General features: G+C 68.7%; 15 protein-coding genes. 1 reads left to right on the forward strand and 14 read right to left on the reverse strand.

The window, feature by feature from the left end:
* Positions 1 to 328 precede the first annotated feature (328 nt).
* The 11 genes from ABD240_RS07610 to dctP form a co-directional block, all read right to left on the reverse strand.
* A complete protein-coding gene (locus ABD240_RS07610) occupies positions 329 to 1,519 on the reverse strand; it encodes an acyl-CoA dehydrogenase family protein (RefSeq protein ID WP_291792019.1) in 1,191 nt (396 codons plus the stop codon).
* Positions 1,520 to 1,637: 118 nt separating this feature from the next.
* Positions 1,638 to 3,017 (reverse strand): NAD-dependent succinate-semialdehyde dehydrogenase, encoded by a 1,380-nt coding sequence (locus ABD240_RS07615; RefSeq protein WP_344336699.1) that lies wholly within the window; start codon positions 3,015 to 3,017, stop codon positions 1,638 to 1,640.
* 174 nt (positions 3,018 to 3,191) lie between these two features.
* Positions 3,192 to 3,731: an Lrp/AsnC family transcriptional regulator gene (locus tag ABD240_RS07620; RefSeq protein ID WP_291792014.1), complete on the reverse strand. Its 540-nt coding sequence runs from the start codon at positions 3,729 to 3,731 to the stop codon at positions 3,192 to 3,194.
* A gap of 12 nt (positions 3,732 to 3,743) precedes the next feature.
* Complete coding sequence (locus tag ABD240_RS07625) at positions 3,744 to 4,829, reverse strand: Zn-dependent alcohol dehydrogenase (RefSeq protein ID WP_291792011.1); 1,086 nt, start codon at positions 4,827 to 4,829, stop codon at positions 3,744 to 3,746.
* A 57-nt stretch (positions 4,830 to 4,886) separates the two neighbouring features.
* Positions 4,887 to 6,287: a dihydrolipoyl dehydrogenase family protein gene (locus ABD240_RS07630; protein ID WP_344336702.1), complete on the reverse strand. Its 1,401-nt coding sequence runs from the start codon at positions 6,285 to 6,287 to the stop codon at positions 4,887 to 4,889.
* 46 nt (positions 6,288 to 6,333) lie between these two features.
* Positions 6,334 to 7,794 (reverse strand): dihydrolipoamide acetyltransferase family protein, encoded by a 1,461-nt coding sequence (locus ABD240_RS07635; protein WP_291792008.1) that lies wholly within the window; start codon positions 7,792 to 7,794, stop codon positions 6,334 to 6,336.
* Positions 7,791 to 8,771, reverse strand: coding sequence for an alpha-ketoacid dehydrogenase subunit beta (locus ABD240_RS07640; protein ID WP_291792005.1), 981 nt, complete (start codon positions 8,769 to 8,771; stop codon positions 7,791 to 7,793). Before ABD240_RS07640 ends, ABD240_RS07635 begins: the two co-directional genes overlap by 4 nt.
* Complete coding sequence (locus tag ABD240_RS07645) at positions 8,768 to 9,826, reverse strand: thiamine pyrophosphate-dependent enzyme (RefSeq protein ID WP_291792002.1); 1,059 nt, start codon at positions 9,824 to 9,826, stop codon at positions 8,768 to 8,770. Before ABD240_RS07645 ends, ABD240_RS07640 begins: the two co-directional genes overlap by 4 nt.
* A 122-nt stretch (positions 9,827 to 9,948) precedes the next feature.
* The gene (locus ABD240_RS07650) at positions 9,949 to 11,397 is read right to left on the reverse strand and encodes a TRAP transporter large permease (RefSeq protein WP_344336705.1); all 1,449 of its coding nucleotides are present in this window, start codon (positions 11,395 to 11,397) and stop codon (positions 9,949 to 9,951) included.
* The gene (locus tag ABD240_RS07655) at positions 11,394 to 11,921 is read right to left on the reverse strand and encodes a TRAP transporter small permease (protein WP_291791997.1); all 528 of its coding nucleotides are present in this window, start codon (positions 11,919 to 11,921) and stop codon (positions 11,394 to 11,396) included. The genes ABD240_RS07650 and ABD240_RS07655 overlap by 4 nt, the downstream gene beginning before the upstream one ends.
* Positions 11,922 to 11,985: 64 nt before the next feature.
* The gene (gene dctP, locus ABD240_RS07660) at positions 11,986 to 13,095 is read right to left on the reverse strand and encodes a TRAP transporter substrate-binding protein DctP (protein ID WP_344336708.1); all 1,110 of its coding nucleotides are present in this window, start codon (positions 13,093 to 13,095) and stop codon (positions 11,986 to 11,988) included.
* Between the two features lie 316 nt (positions 13,096 to 13,411).
* On the opposite strand from dctP, the gene ABD240_RS07665 reads away from it, so the two are divergent.
* Positions 13,412 to 14,698 (forward strand): type 2 periplasmic-binding domain-containing protein, encoded by a 1,287-nt coding sequence (locus ABD240_RS07665; protein WP_344336710.1) that lies wholly within the window; start codon positions 13,412 to 13,414, stop codon positions 14,696 to 14,698.
* A gap of 54 nt (positions 14,699 to 14,752) precedes the next feature.
* Here the strand turns inward: ABD240_RS07665 and ABD240_RS07670 are convergent, their stop codons facing one another.
* From ABD240_RS07670 to ABD240_RS07680, 3 genes are read right to left on the reverse strand one after another with little or no spacing between them, the layout of a single operon-like run.
* A complete protein-coding gene (locus ABD240_RS07670; RefSeq protein WP_344336712.1) occupies positions 14,753 to 16,546 on the reverse strand; it encodes an AMP-binding protein in 1,794 nt (597 codons plus the stop codon).
* On the reverse strand, positions 16,543 to 17,427 hold the full coding sequence (locus ABD240_RS07675) for an alpha/beta fold hydrolase (protein ID WP_344336715.1): 885 nt from the start codon (positions 17,425 to 17,427) through the stop codon (positions 16,543 to 16,545). Before ABD240_RS07675 ends, ABD240_RS07670 begins: the two co-directional genes overlap by 4 nt.
* Positions 17,424 to 18,287: a hypothetical protein gene (locus ABD240_RS07680; protein WP_344336717.1), complete on the reverse strand. Its 864-nt coding sequence runs from the start codon at positions 18,285 to 18,287 to the stop codon at positions 17,424 to 17,426. Before ABD240_RS07680 ends, ABD240_RS07675 begins: the two co-directional genes overlap by 4 nt.
* Positions 18,288 to 18,289 lie beyond the last annotated feature (2 nt).

Below are 18,289 nucleotides of genomic sequence, written 5' to 3' on the forward strand. Positions count from 1 at the left end.
TATTCCTCGACGACCTCACCGGTCGCAGGGTTGAGAATCTGGTATGTCGACATGGTGATGCTCCTTTGCAGCGAGTGACATGCGGCAGTACTCAGAGCGTCGGCCTGTTGCCAGGACGTGTCTCTTCCCATGCTTGATGCGCATGGCGGTGCCGGTCTGCGTGAGCGTCGAGGATGGAAGCTCTGCGCAGAGGCTTGTGTACCCCGCATCACACGTAAGCATCCCATAATATTGGCCGTTTGACCAATAAAATGAAGGCCTAGAAGAACCGGCGCGAGCCTCGGGGGCGGTGCTTCCCGCCTCCCGAGGCCCGCGGTCGGTTCAGGGGTCAGCTGCGGCCGAGGATGTCGTCGCTGATGATGCGCATCTGGATCTCGGAGGAGCCTTCGAAGATCTTGGTCAGACGTGCATCTCGCCAGTGGCGCTCCACCGGGAAGTCCTTGGTGTAGCCGGCCCCGCCGTGGATCTGCACGGCCTGGCTGGTGACCTCCTCCGCCATCTCCGCGGCCAGGTACTTCACCATCGCCGCCTCCCTGTCGCACCGGGCGCCTGTGTCGATCTGTGTGCACACGTGGTACATGAGCTGGCGGCATGCCTCGATCTTGGCGGCCATGTCTGCGATCTTGAACCGCAGATGCTGGAAGTCGGCGAGCTTGTGGCCGAACTGCTCGCGCTCCTTCATGTACGCGACGGAGTCCTCCAGCGCGGCCTGCGCCAGTCCGATCGAGCGGGCTGCGGTATGGGCGCGCCCGACCTCGAGCCCGGACACCGCCTGGTAGAACCCGCGGCCCTTCTCGCCGAGGAGCGCATCTGCCGGCAGCCGCAGGCCGTCGAAGTTCAGATCCCAGGTCTTCCACCCGAAGTACCCGATCTTGCGCGCCGGGGTTCCCGTCATGCCCTCCGGGAACGTCCCGCGCTCCTTCTCCAGCAGGAACGCCGAGATCCCCCGGTGACGCTTGGACGGATCCGGATCCGTGCCGGTGCGGGCGAAGAGGATGACGTAGTCGGCCTGATCCGCGTAGGTGCACCACATCTTCGTACCGGTGATGACCCATTCCCCCGTGGCCGGATCCTGTTCTGCGCGGCACTGGATGTTCGCGACATCGGAGCCGGCCTCGGCCTCGGAGAGGGCGAAGGCGCCGAGGTACTCGCCGGTGGCGACCTTGGGCAGGAGACGCTGCTCCTGCTCCTCGGAGAAGCCGCCGCCCATGCCGTTGCCGCGGGCCAGGAGGCCGCTCACGCTCATCCAGGCACGGGAGAGCTCCTCTGCGACGAGGCAGTATTCGAAGACGCCGAGGCCGAGCCCGCCGTACTCCTCGGGGATGAGGATGCCGAAGAATCCCATGTCTGCCATCTGGTCGACCATGTGGCGGGGGAAGTCGCCCTCGACGGGATCGAGCTCATTGGCGATGGGCAGGACGACCTCACGGGAGAACTGGCGGGCGAGCTGCTGGAGCTCGAGGCGGTCCTCGGTCATGTAGTGCGGGGTGTCGGGGCGGGGGCGCGGCTTGTGCGTCATCGAACATCTCCTTTAGCGCTCGGAAGCGAAATAATCACCCGCAAATCAGTGTACTCCGGGAATCAATGTGCGGTATGGGCCGTCCCGGTGCTGCGGCGCCCGGGACGGCCCACAAGCCTCAGCCCTTCTTGTAGACGAGCTGTTTGTTGACGAACTCATCCATCGCCAGCGGTCCCAGCTCACGCCCCACACCCGAGCGCTTGATCCCACCGAACGGCAGGAACTCGCGGGACGTTTCCGGGGTATTGAGGAACACCATGCCGGCCTGAATCTGGGAGCCCACACGCTCGGCCCGTCCCAGGTCCTCCGAGAACACGGCCGCGCCCAGACCGAACGGCGTATCATTGGCCAGCTCCACCGCCTCATCCTCGCTGCTGACCTTGAACAGCATGAACGCGGGACCGAACAGCTCCTCGTGATAGCCGCGCATGCCCGGCCGTACTCCCTCGAATACGACCGGCTGCACGAACGCCCCGGGCGTCTCATACGCATCTCCGCCGGCGAGGACCGTGGCCCCATCGGCCTTCACCGCCTCCACCTGCTCCATGAACCGCTCCCTGGCCGCCGGTGAGGACAGCGGCGACAGGGGCGAGCCCTCCACCGTCGGATCCTCCGGAGTCGCAGCCTTCGCCAGCGCCGTGAGCTCCGTGGCGAACTCGTCGTAGAGGTCTTCTGCGATGATCATCCGCTTCGGGCTGTTGCACGCCTGACCTGTGTTACCCATCCGTGTGGCGAAGAAGGTCTTCGCCGACTTCTTCACATCCTTCGTGTCCAAAAGGATGTAGGGGTCCGAGCCGCCCAGCTCCAGGACGACCTTCTTCAGGTTCCGCCCCGCCTCCGCGGCGACGGCCGACCCTGCCCGTTCCGACCCGGTCACGGACACACCGTGGTTCAGGGGTGAGGGCAGGAGGATGTCCGCGACCTGCTCATTCGTGGCATACACGTTGATGTAGGCATCCGTGGGGACTCCGGCCTCGTGGAAGATCTCTTCCATGATGGCCGAGGACTTCGGATCCTGGGGTGCGTGCTTGAGAATGATCGTGTTCCCGAGTGCCAGGTTGGGGGCCGCGAACCTCGCGACCTGGTAGTAGGGGAAGTTCCAGGGCATGATCCCCAGGATCGACCCGACCGGACGCCGGCGTACAAATGCCTGGTCTTCCGGCGCTGTCCCCCGCAGGGGTTCATCGGCCATGAACGCCTCGGCGTGCTCGGCGAAGTACCGGTAGATCAGCTGGCACAGCTTCAGCTCGCCCTTGGCCTCCACCACCTTCTTCCCCATCTCCTCGTGGATGATCCCGGCGAGCTCGTCGGCGCGTTCGGCGTAGATGTCTGCGACCTTGTTCAGGATCGCAGCCCGCTCAGCCACCGGCCGGGCCGCCCACGGACCGAAAGCGTCATGGGAACGCTGCTGGGCCTCAGCGATCTGAGCGTCCGTGGCAGTGGGATACGTCTCCACGACCTCACCGGTCGCGGGATTGAGAACCTGATAGATCGACATGCTGTTGCTCCTTTGCAGGGGGTGAAATGACTGTCGGGGCTGGTGCGGGGCGGAAGCGGACAGAGAGCCGGCCCCGGCGGCACGCGGTACTCGGCGGCACGCGGCCTTCGACGGCCCTGGCGGCCCCCGGTACTCGAAAGGGGACGCTGCGCACCGGCGGGAGCCGGGCGTCGGTCAGTCCTCGGCTCCCAGGTCGGCGAGCAGCTGGTCGAGGACTCTGACGCGGTAGTCGTCGCGCTCGAACGCGGCCAGGCTCACCCGGGTGTCGGAATGGAGGATGCGGAGGTTGCCTTCGATCAGCTTGTTGAACAGAACATCGTTGAGATGGTCCCTGTCCCGCACGTTGATCTTGAGCAGGAGATCGTGTGAGCCGGTCGTCATGACGACCTTCTCGACCTCCTCGATGTCGGTCAGCTGCCGTGACTGCTCGCGGTGCTCCGGTCCCAGCTCGCGCTGCACGTTCACATAGACCGTGAGGCCGTAGCCCAGCGCCTCGAGGTCGATCTGCGTGGTGTACCCGGTGATCACTCCCGCGGCCTCGAGCTGCGCGATCCGCTCCGCGACGGCAGGAGCGGACAGCCCCACCTCCTTCGCCAGGGACCGCTGGGAGCGTCGGGAATCCTGGACCAGGAGCCGCAGCAGCTGCAGGTCGATCCGATCGAGGTCCTTCCGCGCGGCCCGGGTACCCCGGGCGGCAGGCCTGCGACTGTTCACTCGAACCTCTCATCACTCCATGACGACGACGGACCGCGCCCCTTCCGCGCGGCCCATCCGTTCGAAGCCGTCGGAGAGCTCATCGAGGCCGATTCTATGGGAGATCATGGCCTCGAGATCGAGGTCACCTGCGAGAGCGTGTTCTGCCATACGGGGCACATCACGGACGGGATCGCTCGAGCCGAAGACGGAAGACCGCAGGGTCCGGTTGAAGTGGAAGATCTCCATCGCGCTGAGGCTGACCTGGTCATCCGCCCTTCCGACACCCACGACCGTGCACTCGCCGCCTCGGCGGGTCGACTTCCACGCCGCTCTGATGGTGGCCGACAGACCCACGCATTCGAGGGAGTGATCTGCGCCGCGGCCCTCGGTGAGCGCACGGACGTCACGGCTGAGGGAGTCCGTCGACAGGACGAAGTCCGTCGCTCCCATCTGCAGGGCGAAATCGCGCTTGGCCTCCGAGACATCGGCGGCGATGATCCGCGATGCCCCGGCCAGGCGGGCGCCCATGATCGCCGAGAGCCCGATGCCGCCCAGCCCGACGACCAGAACGCTGTCCCCCTCACCGATGCCGGCGGTGTTGACAGCGGCTCCCACCCCGGTGAGGACTGCGCAGCCGAGCAGTGCCGCGTGGGCCATGTCCAGGCCCTCCGGGACGGGCACCACGGCATGAGCGGGCATGATCACCTCCTCGGCGAAGGCTCCCACGCCGAGTGCTCTGTGCACCGCTGTGCCATCCGCCCGTGCGGTGTAGGGGGCCGAGGTGCCTGCCCTCTCAACGGCGGAGCACAGCCAGGGCTGCGCCGCGCGGCAGAACCAGCACTCCCGGCACGGCGGCGCCCAGTTCAGGACCACCGGCTGCCCGGGCTCCAGGTCCGTGACGTTCGCCCCCACCTCCGCGATGCGGCCGGAGGCTTCGTGCCCGAGGACGACGGGCAGCTCCGAGACGACGGTTCCGTTCATATAGGACAGATCCGAATGGCAGGCCCCGGCGGCGGCGATCCTGACCCGGACATCGTCGGGGCCGAGGGACGGCAGTTCGAGGTCTTCGAGAACGAGAGGCCTTCCGACCTCGTGGAGTACGGCCATCGTGACCATGTGTGCCTTCTTCCTGGACCGGCGGACGCCGGCCCGACAGCGGCTGTGGGAGGGGGATCAGGTACGGGGGAGCAGTGCGGCCGCGGTGTCCTGCACCAGCTCCGAGAGCGTGGGATGGGGATGGACGGTGAGGGCGAGGTCCGCCGGACTCGCCGCCATCTCGACGGCGAGGGTGACCTCCCCGATGAGCTCGGAGGCGTGCGGTCCCACCAGGACGCCGCCGATGACGGCATCGGTCTCCGTGTCCACGACCAGCTCGACGGAGCCCTCCGCCGCCTCCATCGTCGCAGCGCGGCCCGAGGCGCCCAGCGGGAGCCGCACCACGCGCGTGTGCAGGCCCTCGGCCTCGGCGGCCGCTGAGGTGAGGCCCGTGACAGCCACCTCGGGATCGCTGAAGACGACGAGCGGGATCGTCGTGGAGGACAGCGCGGCGCTCTGCCCGCACAGGGAGCGCACGGCGATCTTCGCCTCTGCGATGGCCTTGTGCGCGAGCGCCGGGCCGGTGACCACATCGCCCACTGCGGCGATCCGGGGTGCCGCCCGGAAGCCCGCATCCACGGGGATGAGCCCGGAGGCGTCGACCCGGATGCCGGCCTCGGCCAGGCCCAGATCACCGGTGGCCGGCCTGCGCCCCACGGCGACCAGCACCGCATCCACCTCGACGGCGGTCGTGGCCCCGGAGGAATCGGCGATGCTCAGGCGCCTGCCGTCCCAGCCCTGGGCGGTGCGGCCGGTGAGGAGTTCGATCCCCAACCGGCCGGCACGGCGCGCCACCTGTTTCTGCGCTCCCGCGGGCATGCCCGGCAGGATCGTGTCCGCGGCCTCGACCACCGTCACGGAGCTGCCCAGTTTGCGCAGCGCCGTGCCGATCTCGATCCCGATGTATCCGCCGCCCACCACCGCGAGCCGTTCGGGCAGCTCCGTGAGTGCGAGGATGCCCGCGGCGTCGAACACCGTTGCCCCGTCGAACGGCACCGGCGGGATCTGCACGGCGGCGGAGCCGACCGCGATCACCGCATCCTCGAACTCGACGTGCCGGGGCGGGCTCTCGCCTCCCAGCTCGATGACGCCGCGGGCCTTCCCCGTGAAGGTGAAGGAGCCTGCGACGATCTGGACCCCGGCCTTCCTCAGCGCGCCGTGGACCCCCTTCGACAGGCGTGAGACGAGTCCACCCTTCCACGCCTGGAACCGCCCCAGGTCCACCGGCCCAGAGGAGAAGCCCAGAGCGGAGTCGGCGAAGGTCACCGCGCGATTGCGCAGCTCCGCGGCTTCGATGAGTGCCTTGGAGGGGATGCATCCCTCCAGCAGGCAGGTTCCTCCGATTCCCTCCGCGCCCGCTCTGTCGACCAGCGTCACACTGCGCCCCTGTGCGGCGGCTTCAAGTGCAGTGGTGTACCCGCCGGGGCCCGCGCCGATGACGAGGAGGTCGAGCCCTTCCGGCATCTCTCCGACGACCATCAGCCGTTCCTCTCCCGCATGCACACACTCCGTCTCCTGATAACCATCAGAACTCCTCTGCCAGCATCCGTACGGGGTCCTCCAGAAGCGCCGTCAGCTGCTCCAGGAACACGCCCATGTCCGCCCCGTCGATGAGCCGGTGGTCGGCCGAGACCGCGAGCGGCAGGATCGGGCGGACCACCGGCGCGCCGTCCTCGGCGACCACCCGGTCCGCGATCCTGCCGAAGCCCGCGATGGCGGCCTCGGGTGGGCGGATGATGGGCGTGCCCAGCCAGCCGCCGTAGGAGCCGAAGTTGGTGATCGTGAAGGTGCCGCCGGACATCTCCTCGCTGGTGATCGTCCGCGCCCGTGCCCGCTCCGCCAAGGACTGAGCGGCCTGGGAGATCCCCACCAGCGACAGCGCCTGAGAGTTCTTGAGCACCGGCACGAAGAGCCCTGCCTCCGTCGACACCGCCAGACCGATGCTGCGATGCCCGTAGTAGGTGATCTGCTCCTTCTCCATGTCGAGTGCGGCGTTGAACGTGGGGTTGTGGGCGAGGGCGATCGACACCGCCCGCACCAGGAACGGCAGATAGGTGATCTTCCCTCCCCGGCCGGATTCGGCCAGATGCGCGTTCACGGCACGCCGCGCGGCGACGAGCCCGGAGGCGTCGATCTCGCGGAAGTCCGTGATGTGCGGGACCTGCTGCCATGACTCCGTCATGTTCTTCGCGATCTGCCTGCGCAGTCCCCGCAGCGGTGCGATTTCGTCCTCCCTGCGAGGACCTGCCGCTGAGGGCAGTACGGGGGCATCGGCCCGGAATCTGCCGGCTGCGGCAGAGGCGCCCTTCGTGGGAGCAGCCGCCGCCGAGGCCGCGGAAGGGAGGACCCCGCTCGCTGTGCCGGTGGTGGCAGCCGTGTCCTCGGATGTCGCTGCGCCCTCGGCCGGGAGGCCTGCCTCCACGGCAGCCGCGGCGACGGAACCGACCTGGGCGGCTGCCAGCACATCGTCCTTGGTCACCCGGCCACCAGGGCCTGATCCCGGCACCTCCCGCAGATCCACGCCCAGGTCCAGTGCCGCCCTGCGCGTAGCAGGGGAAGCCAGCACGCGCCTGCGGCCCGCTGCGGATTCCGCCGAGGCGGCGGCCGGGTCCGAGGCCGCGGAGACTCCGGTCGACGTGGCCGCAGGAGCCTTCTGTGAGGGGGGAGCCTCCTGTCCCGCCAGATGTCCGTCGGCAGCCGGGGCGAGGGGAGCGCCGGCCGCGGGAGAGTCACCGTCTCCGGCCTCGGCGAGCGCGATCTCCACGAAGACGGCACCCACCTCGACCATGTCGCCGGGTTCTCCGGCCAGTGCCGTGACGGTTCCCGCAACGGGGGAGGGGACTTCGACCACGGACTTGTCCGTCTCCACCTCGGCGAGCACCTGGTCGGGCACCACCTTCGTGCCCACGGACACCTTCCAGCTGATGATCTCTGCCTCGTCGAGGCCCTCGCCCACATCGGGCAGATGATAGGAGAACGTGTTCATCGGGCGTTCACCGCCGTGCGCGCGGCCGCGACCACACGGTCCGCATCAGGCAGGAAGGTCTCCTCGATGCCGATGTTCGGATAGGGCACGTCCGGAGACGTGACCCTCAGCACAGGAGCCTCGAGCGAGTAGAACGCCTCCTCCTGGATGGTGGAGACGACCTCTGCGCCGAAACCCGAGGTCAGCGGTGCCTCGTGCACCACCACCGCGCGGCCGGTGCCCGCAACCGCCTCGCGGATTCCGTCCACATCCAGCGGCACAAGGGTGCGGAGGTCCACCACCTGGGCGGAGATCCCCTCGCGTGCGAGTTCTGTGGCTGCCTTCTCCGCGAGCTGGACCGCGGCGCTCCAGGCGAAGAGCGTGACGTCCGTACCGTCGCGCGCCACTCGCAGCTTTCCGAAGGGGATCGTGTGTTCGCCCTCGGGCACGTCTCCCTTCACCAGGCGGTAGCCCTTGAGCGGCTCGCAGAACAGCACCGGGTCCTCGCCGCGCACTGCTGTGGTGAGCAGGCCCTTGGCCTCGGCAGGGGTCGAGGGCATGACGACCTGCAGGCCGGGCACGTGCGTGAACTGCGATTCGATCGCATCCGAGTGCAGCTCCGGGGCGCGCACTCCGCCGCCGAAGGGCGCGCGGATCGTCACGGGCGTGGTGAAGCGCCCCTGCGAGCGGTACCGGAAGCGTGCCAGCTGCGGCACGATCTGATGGTAGGCCTGATGCGTGAAGCCCATGAACTGGAGCTCGGCGATGGGGTTCATCCCCGACAACGACAACCCCAGGGCGGAGCCCACGATGGAGGCCTCGGCCAGCGGCATGTCGACGATCCGGTCCTCCCCGAACTCCGCCTGCAGGCCCTCCGTGGCTCGGAAGACGCCGCCCAGCTTCCCGATGTCCTGGCCGAGGACCATCACCCTCTCATCGCGCAGCATCTCCTCGCGGATGGTGCTCCGGATCGCTTCGATCATGGTCATGACGGTCATCGGTCAGCTCCCTTCTGAGCTGTGTGGAGTATCTCTTCCCGCTGTCTGAGCAGGCGGGCGTCCGGCTGGGACCACACATGGTCGAACAGGGACTCCGGCGGCGGTGGACCCACGGCACCGAGCGCCTCGATCGCCCTGTCCACTTCGCTGCGGTTGCGTTCCTCGATCTCGGCGAGGTCGGTGTCAGTGAGCGCGGACTGCGCGCGGAGATGGGCGATGACGCGAGGAATGGGATCGAGCTGTTCCCAGCTGAGCTTCTCGCCCGTGTCCACGTACTTGCTGGGATCGTCTGCGGTGTTGTGCGCACCCAGGCGGTAGGTCTGCGTCTCGATGAGGGTGGGTCCGTCTCCTGCGCGTGCCCGGGCGACGGCCTCGGCGGCGGCCCGGGTCACTGCGAACAGGTCGTTGCCGTCAACCAGCGCGGAGGGCACGCCGTAGCCGGCTCCGCGCTCCGCGAAGCTCTCCGCTGCGGACTGCTTGGACCGGGGTGTGGAGATGGCCCAGCCGTTGTTCTGCAGGACGAAGACCACGGGCGCCTTCCTCACCCCGGCGAGGTTGAGGGCCTCGTGGAAATCGCCCTCGGAGGAACCGCCGTCGCCCACGAAGGTCATGACGACCCCCGGGTCGCCCTGCAGCTTCAGTCCCCAGGCGAGGCCCACTGCGTGGGGCAGCTGCGCGGCCAGGCCGATCTGCGGGGGCAGCACCTTCACGCCCTCGGGGATGCGGGCGGCCGCAGAGTTGCCCTTCCAGTAGGAGAGGATGCCCTCGATCGAGAGTCCGTGGCGCAGCAGGGCGGGCAGCTCACGGTACTGCGGCACGATCCAGTCCGTGCCCGGATCCAGCGGCAGGCAGCTTCCCACCACGGAGGCCTCCTGCCCTCGGACGGCGGAGTAGGTGCCCATGCGACCCTGCCGCTGCAGGCTGAACGCCCGCTCGTCCACGAGTTTGGACAGCAGCATGAGTTCGAGCGCACTGCGCGTGGCCGCCGTGTCCAGCGGTGGTTCGGTGTCCGGGGCCAGAGCGCCCGAGGCGTCCAGCAGTTCACGTCGTTCCATTGTGCGGATGCTCCTTCGCAGAGGGGTGTGCATGGGTCTGTGCCCGGGGGCGTTCGGTGGAGTGGAGGAGGGCGGATCGAGGAGCCGGAGCCCGTGCGCCCGCAGCCGCCGAGGGAGGCCGTTCAGCCGCGGATGGTGCTCGGCAGCCAGGTCACGAGATCCGGGAAGGTGAAGAGGATCGAGACCACCAGCAGCTCCGCAGGGACGAACCATGCGACGCCGCGGAACGCGTTGGCCACCGTCACCCCGCGGGTACCGGCGAGGACGAAGACGTTCATTCCCACCGGCGGTGTGATCAGTCCGAGCTCGACCATCTTGATTATGAGGATGCCGAACCAGATGCCGTCATATCCCAGGCCGGTGACCAGGGGATATGCGATGGGGATGACGATGAGCAGGACGGAGAGCGAGTCGAGGAACATCCCGAGCGGGATCATGAGGGCGAGCAGGAGGATCACCACGAGCGCCGGTGACGGATTCAGGCTGATCACCCACGTGGCGAACTGCGTGGGAACCCCGGCGGACACGAGGAAGTACGTGAACACTGTGGCCCCGATGAGGATGCCGAAGATGAAGCTCGAGACGGAGGCGGCTTCGGAGAAGGACTCGCGGATGCTCACGATGAGCGCGCTGCGCCCCTGGCGAAAGCCGTCCAGCAGCAGCATGACGAGTGCCGTGGCCGCGCCGAAGGCGGCGGATTCGGTGGCGGTGAGGACGCCGGAGTAGATGCCGCCGATCACGATGGTGAAGAGCAGCGCGATCTTGAGCGCCCCCGCATAGCCCTTGCGCTTCTCCGCCAGCATCGCGTCGGTGGGGTCATCGGGGTCTGCGGGGTGCGTGCTCTCGCCGCCGGGGGAGGCTGCTGCGGAGGTCGGGGCCGCCTCGGCGACCGCAGTCCTCCCCGCCGCTGCTGCGCCGGTGAGCACTGGCACATTGCCGGAGACCAGCGAGGGCTTGAGCTTCGCGCGCACGAGGATGAGCAGTCCGAAGACGATCACCGTGATGATGCCGGGGATGATGCCCGCGCTCAGCGTGGCACCGACGGACTCGCCCGTGAGCAGAGCGTAGACCACCAGGACGATGCTCGGCGGGATGAGGAAGCTGAGCGTTCCGCCGGCCGCCACGACTCCGGCGGCGAAGGAGGTGCTGTACCCGTACTTCTGCATCTGTGCTATCGACATCCGGCCGATGGTGGCGGTGGTCGCCACGCTGGATCCGGAGACCGCGCCGAAGGCCGCGCATGCGAACAGGGAGGCGAGGGCGAGACCGCCCGGGAGCCTTCTGAGGAGGCGGTGGCCCAGCAGGAAGACGTCCTCGGCGATCCGCGCCTTCTCCGCGAGCACTCCCATGAGGACGAACATGGGTATGACGACGAGTGCCACCTTCGCCGTGGACTGGTAGGGGAGGCTCGCGAGCGCCGAGGAAGCGGTGGACGAGCCGGAGAGGACGAAGAGGCCGAGCGCTCCGGAGACTGCGAGAGCGAAGGCGACGGGAATGCCGGCGGCCAGCAGCGCGAGCAGGATGACGATGGCCGCGACGACCACGAGGAGGATGATCGGCTCCATGTTCATGCCCTCCCTTCCGCGCCGGCCTCGGTTGCACCGTCTTCCGCCGTCCCGCTGCGCCACGTCTTCGCCAGGGTGACGACGCATTCGAGGATCAGTGCGGCCAGGGCGAGGGGGATCACGGCCTTCGCCGGCCAGATCGGCACCTGGATGAGCCCGTAGCGGTACTCGCCTGCGGAGATCGAACGCAGCGCCGCGTTGCCCGTCTGGAACATCATCCAGACGAGCACGGCGAGCGCGAGGACCATGCCTGCGGTGAAGATGATCCTGCCCGCACGCGCAGGCATCCGTTCGATCACGAGGTCGACGGCCACATGTGCCCCGGTGCGCATGGCGTACGCGAGGCCGAGGAACGCGGCAGCGACGAGGAACACCTCACTGAACTCCGTGGTGCCCGGGATCGACCGGCCGGTGAGGGACCTGCGCACCACGTCAGCCACGGTCAGGAGCATGATGAGCGCGATGGTCAGCGAGGCGATCACGGCGAACGTGCGTGACAGGCGTCTGGAGAATGTGTCGAGTGCTTTCATGTTCTGCGACCCGTCGTTCGAGAGGAGGGGGATGAGGGCAGGGCTGCGGCCCGCGCCGCTGTCGTCAGCCGGCCTGTGCGAGGCAGGGACGGATGGAGAGATCTGTGTCCGAGCTTCCTTCGCGCTCGGCGATCTGCGACTGCAGCTCCTCGAGGAACGCATCGGCGTCCGTCGCCTCGACACCGGCGGCGACCGCATCGGACTTCCACGACTCGATCTGTGAATCGCCCACCTGGTCCCGCAGCTTCTCCCGCTCCTCCTCGGAGAACTCGACCGGCGTGCTGCCGGATTCCAGATAGGCGGTGCAGCTCTCTTCGAGATCGCTCGCGACGAAGCCGGAGGCGTCTGCGGCGAACGTGTCCACCTGTGCCTCCATGGCCGACCGCTGTTCATCCGTGAGCCCGTCCCAGTCGGAGCCGTTCATGAGGATGGCGCCCACCGAGTACACCCCGAAGCCGGGATCGGACACATGGGGCGCGACCTCGTGGAAGCTGTTCTGGATCGCGATGTCGAAGGGATAGGACGTGTAGCCGTCGATGACCCCGGTCTCCACCGACTGGTAGACCTCGCCGGCGGAGATCGAGACGGGATTCGCGCCGATCTGGCTGATGGTGTCCGAGAGGAGACCGACGGCCCGGATCTGCTTGCCGTCGAAGTCCTCGACCGTCTCGATGGGAGAGCTCGAGCCCACGATCGTCGTGGCCACCGGGACGAACGAGACGAGGTGGACCCCGGCCTTGTCGTACTCGGCCTGCAGCGCTTCGCTGCTCCGGTACATCTCGTTCATGGCGTCCGTGTGCGAGGCCGGGTCCTGGGACATGAAGGGAACGCTCGCGACATTCGTGAGCGGCAGCTCACCCGGGTAGTAGAAGGGATTGATGATCCCGACGTTCGCGCGGCCGTCCGCGATCCCGGGCAGGATGTCCGCGGCGGCCAGCAGGGACTCCTGGTGGAACACCTCGGTGTCCGCGACGCCCTCCTCCGCCAGGAACTCCGTGACGCCGACGAATGCCCGGCTGAATGAGTTCTGCTCGGGCATGTAGTTCGCTCCCTGCCATGAAGCGGTGCCGGCATCGCCGCCGCCTGCCCCGGCGACGCCGCCACAGGCTGCGAGTGCGAACGCGGCACCGGCAGTCGTCGCCGCTCCGCAGAGGCTCCTGGTGGATATGCGCATGAGGATCTCCTTTGATTCTCGTGTGGATTCCAGGTCTTCTGCACCGGAGCTCGCGACACCTCGGCCTGTCGGTGAGCCTGGATGTCAGTCAATTTACTCATATGCATAGTCAGAGTCAATAGACAGTTTTCAACTGAAAATGTTTCTGTCCATATAACTTTTCAATCAGTCCTGGCGCTCTGGTCTGCCTCTGCATGCCGCCCCGGCGTGTCGAAGTTCGACGCGATGCTCTGGATGCTGGGCTCTTGACAGCGCCTTATCGAATGATCACTGTGGATCATGATCAGAGATCTGGTGCAAGACGAGGAGGTCCACCGTGAAAGCTCTGAGGACGAAGGCCGTGCAGGTGACGGCGACGATGGGCGTCGCCGCATTCGCTCTCGCCGGCTGTGCGGGTTCGGCGGGATCTGCCGGGAGCGGAGGCGGAGGAGCCGGCGGCGGGGAGGGCTACGCGCACGACGCCTCGGACGCGGAGATCGCGGCCGCCTTCGAGGACATCGAGCCCCTGACCATCACGTATCAGCCCTCCGCGCAGTCCGCGGAGGGGCCGGACTCCTACCGTGCGCAGGCGTTCAAGAAGAACCTGGAGGAGAAGTCGGGAGGGAAGATCACGGTCGACACCACCTATGCGCAGGGGATCGCCGGCTACACGGAGCTCGGTGACGCGCTGGTGGACGGGCGCGTCGACATCGCCTACATGCTCCCCATCTACCAGCCGGACGAGTACCCGGTCTTCCAGGCCTGGGTCACCGGCACCACACTCACGGGCACCTCTCCGCTCGTCGACGAGCTCGCCGCGAACGCCGCCCTGGGAGACCTCGCCTGGCAGGACGAGAACCTCCTCGCCGAGTTCGAGGACAAGGGCCTCGTGCCCCTCAGCCCCCTCAACGCCGCCGGCGCCGTCATGTCCCTGTGCTCGGAGCCGCACACCACCGCCGCCGACTGGAACGGGAACCAGGTGCGCGCCTCGTCCACCGCCCAGAGCGCGCAGCTGGAAGCGGTCTCCGCCTCGCCGGTCTCGCTCGAATACACCGAGGTGTTCGAAGCTCTCCAGCGCAACACCATCGACTGCACGCTCACCGCGACCCTGCCCGCGGAGACGGCCGGGGTGTTCGAGGTCGCCAACGACGTCGCCTACACGACCGATGTGACCTTCGCCCGCGGGCCGGGCGGGGTGTTCGCGGGCAGCGCATGGGAGTCGTGGCCGCTGGCGGTCCGGCAGCTCGTCTTCGACGCGATGGCCGATGAGTTCGTCCAGTCGCGCCGCGGTGACCTCGCGGGCAACTACGCGGCCGCTGAGCTGGTCCGGGAGCACGGAGGCTCCTTCGCCGAGATGGACGACGAGACCCAGGCGCTCATCCGCGCGGCCTCCGAGGGCCTCGTGGAGGAGAAGGTGCGGGACGGTCTGCTGCCGGAGGGTTCGGTCGAGGCCGTCCCCGCCGCCGTGGACGAATGGCGGGAGGTCGTCACGGAGCTGGGCTATGAGGACGAGGGGACGTTCGCGGACTTCGACGAGTGGTACCCGGACGACGACAGCGAACTCCTCACCCCACTGGGAGAACGGTACTTCGAGGAGGTCATGCTGCCGCACCGTCCCAGCTGAGAAGGCGGTGCGACAGCGGGCCCAGGGCGGCGTAAGGCGGATGCCCCGCCGGGCTCAGCGGGGCGAGGAGGGCAGCTGAGCCCACTCGCGCAGGGTGACCGCGCGGATCTTCGAGCCGTTGGTCCCGGCCGTGGTCGGCATCTCCTCGACGATCCGCACCTCGGCCGGCACCTTGTAGCGTGCGAGGCTCTCCCGCGTGTAGTCCCGCAGCTCGTCGCCGGTCACCTCAGCGCCTGCGGCGAGGACCACGAAGGCCACCGCTTCGGTCTCCCCCGACCGGCCGGTGCGTCCCACCACTTTCGCGGTGTCGACGGCCGGATGGCCGGCGATGTGACCCTCGATCTCCGCCGGATCGACCATGAACCCCTTGAGCCGGAGGACGTCGCCCATCCTGCACACGTACGCGAACGAGTGCTCGTCCACCCGGTCTCCCAGGTCGCCGGAGCGGAACCAGCCGTCCCCGGTGAAGGCCTTCGCACCTTCGCCCTCGTCGCCCAGGTACGCGTCGACCACGTTGGGACCGCGCAGCTGGATCTCTCCGCGCTCTCCGGTCGGCACCTCGGCGTCCGTGGCAGGGTCCGCGATCCGGTAGGCGTAGGAGGGTGATGCGAGCTGACCGCCCCCGCGTGCACGCAGCTCCGCGGCTGTCCCGGAGGGCCAGAACGAGGTGAGGGCGAAGACCTCGGACGAGCCGTAGACGCCCACCGTCGTCGTCCCGAACCTGTCGGCGGACCAGCGGGCGATCTCGTGGGAGGCGCCCTGGAAGTCCGCCACCCCGGTCCACCGCCACGTGGAGAGGTCGTACGGACGCTCTCTCCAGGCCTGTGCGATCCGGACGAGCATGTCGTCCCCTCCGACGTAGTGCGTGCCCCCGCGTGCGTGCCACACCTCCAGCAGCGCGGCCGGGTCGAACGCGGGCTGGATGACGACACTCGCTCCGCCGAACAGCGCGGCCATCACCGCGGTGTATCCGAATGTGCCGGAGTAGGGGAGAGGCTCCACCATGACGTCACCCGTGCGGAACTCCAGGCGAGCGGCCACGGCCCGCAGATGGGCGACCGTTCCGGCCTCGCTGTGCGCCGCGAGCTTGGGCATGCCCGTGGAGCCCGAGGTGGTGAAGGCCACCGCCAGCACGTCACGGTCATCGTCCGCGACATCCTGCACGCTCGCCGCACCTCCCGTGCGCTCCGCCGGAGAGGGGGTGCCCTGCTGCGTCCCCGTCGTCACCAGCCGGAACGAGGCCGAGGCGCCTGCATCGGGACGGGGCATGTCCAGGGTGGTCGCGCTTCCCGCCCCCAGGTCCCAGTCCTCCGGGCGTGGCGGTGCGGGCGCGTTCGGTGCGGGTGCGACGAGGACGAAGGGCCTGGGGGCGTCTGTAGGGAGGCTTTCGGCGGCACGGGTGAGGGTGCGCAGGAGGTCCAGGCGCTGGAAGCCGTGAGCGGCGACGAGAACCGAGGGCCGGGCCTTCCTGAGCACGTGGCCCACCTCTGCGACGTTGTAGCGCGTGTTCACGCCGATGACGTGGGCGCCGACCGCGGACGCTGCGAACTGCCAGGCGACCGCCTCGATCCACGACGGCAGCCAGACGGCGATGCAGGAGCCCGGCCCGATGTCCCGCCCCTGCATCCAGGCCGCGCGGGAATCCGCGAGGGCGAGGAGTTCCTCCGCCGTTGCGACGGTGGTGGAGACTGCGCTCGCCTCCGCGCGGCGGGGGCCTCCGGGCCTGCCGCGTTCCCGGTGCTCATCCGGAACCGGGTCCACCTGGATCAGGAGCTCTCGCTGAGGAGCGGCGTCCGCCCAGGTCCGGAGGCTGCCGTAGAGAGTGGGTGCGGAGGTCGCTGCGGTCATGGGTTCTCTCCTTCTGGTGGGGTTGCCGGGGCCGAAGCGCCTGCGGCCGTGTGTGCACCGAGGGCGAGCAGGTCCTCGACCCATCCGTCGATCACGTCCGCGAAGTCGTCCATCTCCTCCATGGGATAGTGCCCGATCCCGGGGAGCCGCGTGAATCGGGAGCGGCCGATTCGTCCGGCGGCACGTCCGACGCGCTCGGCATCGACCCACAGGTCGTCGTCTCCCACCACCAGGTGGGTCGGCGCGGTGATCCGCGGCAGTCGCTCGGCGACGTCGTGAGTTCCCCACGCGAGGAGGTCGGAGCCGGAGACCTGCGGATCCTCCCTGCAGTGCATGCGGCCGATGAGCTCCCTGCGACGGGTGCTCACGGCGCTTCCCATCACCGCGAGCGTTCCCCAGTAGGTGCGATCGGAGCGAGAGGGTGCGGAGATGTCGGTGAGCTCTCTGCGCATGGCGCGGATGTTCACATGCCCCGCCTCGGCGTTCGCCGCCATCGCGATGATCGCCGCGATCCCGTCCCCGGCGAGAGCGCCGATCTCGAGCGCGATCTTCCCGCCGATCGAGCAGCCGACGACCACGGGACGGTCGATCCGCAGGAGTGTGAGCGCCTTCAGGCAGAACCTCGCGTAGTCGGCGAGATCCGTGACGGGACCGCCGCGCGCCGGTTCCGAATGGCCGTGGCCCGGCAGATCCGGCACGAGCACGCGGTACCCGAGGGCTGCGAGTTCGCGGGCCGCGTCCCTGTACTGGACCCCGGACTGTCCGGCCGTGTGGATGGCGAGGAGCGGACGGCCGTGTTCCGGCCCCCAGTCCTGGACGAAGGCCGTCCGCCCGTCCACCGTCAGCTGATGCGCGCGGAGCGTGGTGGATGCGGCACTCATGCGGACTCTCCGCTCCGTGCGGCACCGGGTGCGAACGGGACGCCCCAGCCGGCTTCCACCGCCATGGTGCGTGCGAGCTCGATGATGTGGACGAGGGCGGAGGTCATCCGCAGATACTCGTAGCCAGACCCGGAGGAGCCGAGCCTGCGGCGCATGGCGGACTCCATGAACGAGTAGCGGTCGTGGGTCATGAGCGCGATGAATTCGTCTCCCGGGATGTCGACGATGAAGTCCGCGCCGAGCAGCGACCGTGGGACGATCTCCAGCACCTGACCGCGATAGCACCGGATGTGCAGTTCGCGGCCTCCGATCCGGATCCCCATCGTGCCGTCGTAGCTCGCCAGCAGATCCGCTGTGCGGGGGTCTCCGTCCAGGCGGGCCTGCAGCAGGCGCCCCCACAGGCGGGATCCGGGGCAGTCCGCGGGATCGGCGGGCGGGAGGCCGATCCCCGCCGTGATGCTGATCCGCATCTCGCCGGCGCGCTGGGGATCCGCCGCATCGGCCTCGGGCCGGGTGGCGGCCGGCGGCCGCTGTGCGGCAGCTGCGTCCTCGACGACGGTGAGCACGGCTTCGACGATCCCGCCGGGCGGGGAGGCGGCGACGGCGGTGACCACAACGTCGACGGTGAGCGTCCCCGGCCGTGCATCCGCCCGTCCGCGCCCGAAGGGGCGCAGGACGTCGACGGCGGTACAGCGGACGGCGGTGTCCGGCACCGCGAGTTCGGCCAGCGCGATCCGCACCGCCTCGGCGGCCGCGGACAGGGGAGAGGTGCCGGCGGCGGCGCGCACGCCGGCGCTGAACCGTCTGCCCGGGCGGACGGTCGCAGTGTCCGGAGCGGTCTCCGTGGGGGAATCGGCCATTG

This window comes from Brevibacterium salitolerans (assembly GCF_039531405.1).
Taxonomy (GTDB): domain Bacteria; phylum Actinomycetota; class Actinomycetes; order Actinomycetales; family Brevibacteriaceae; genus Brevibacterium; species Brevibacterium salitolerans.

Bases quoted from the DNA above. Each gene is read 5' to 3' on its own strand.
- ABD240_RS07610 (WP_291792019.1), bottom strand. From the start codon at position 1,519: ATGACGCACAAGCCGCGCCCCCGCCCCGACACCCCGCACTACATGACC.
- ABD240_RS07615 (WP_344336699.1), bottom strand. From the start codon at position 3,017: ATGTCGATCTATCAGGTTCTCAATCCCGCGACCGGTGAGGTCGTGGAG.
- ABD240_RS07625 (WP_291792011.1), bottom strand. From the start codon at position 4,829: ATGGTCACGATGGCCGTACTCCACGAGGTCGGAAGGCCTCTCGTTCTC.
- ABD240_RS07630 (WP_344336702.1), bottom strand. From the start codon at position 6,287: ATGGTCGTCGGAGAGATGCCGGAAGGGCTCGACCTCCTCGTCATCGGC.
- ABD240_RS07635 (WP_291792008.1), bottom strand. From the start codon at position 7,794: ATGAACACGTTCTCCTATCATCTGCCCGATGTGGGCGAGGGCCTCGAC.
- ABD240_RS07640 (WP_291792005.1), bottom strand. From the start codon at position 8,771: ATGACCGTCATGACCATGATCGAAGCGATCCGGAGCACCATCCGCGAG.
- ABD240_RS07645 (WP_291792002.1), bottom strand. From the start codon at position 9,826: ATGGAACGACGTGAACTGCTGGACGCCTCGGGCGCTCTGGCCCCGGAC.
- ABD240_RS07650 (WP_344336705.1), bottom strand. From the start codon at position 11,397: ATGAACATGGAGCCGATCATCCTCCTCGTGGTCGTCGCGGCCATCGTC.
- ABD240_RS07655 (WP_291791997.1), bottom strand. From the start codon at position 11,921: ATGAAAGCACTCGACACATTCTCCAGACGCCTGTCACGCACGTTCGCC.
- dctP (WP_344336708.1), bottom strand. From the start codon at position 13,095: ATGCGCATATCCACCAGGAGCCTCTGCGGAGCGGCGACGACTGCCGGT.
- ABD240_RS07670 (WP_344336712.1), bottom strand. From the start codon at position 16,546: ATGACCGCAGCGACCTCCGCACCCACTCTCTACGGCAGCCTCCGGACC.
- ABD240_RS07675 (WP_344336715.1), bottom strand. From the start codon at position 17,427: ATGAGTGCCGCATCCACCACGCTCCGCGCGCATCAGCTGACGGTGGAC.
- ABD240_RS07680 (WP_344336717.1), bottom strand. From the start codon at position 18,287: ATGGCCGATTCCCCCACGGAGACCGCTCCGGACACTGCGACCGTCCGC.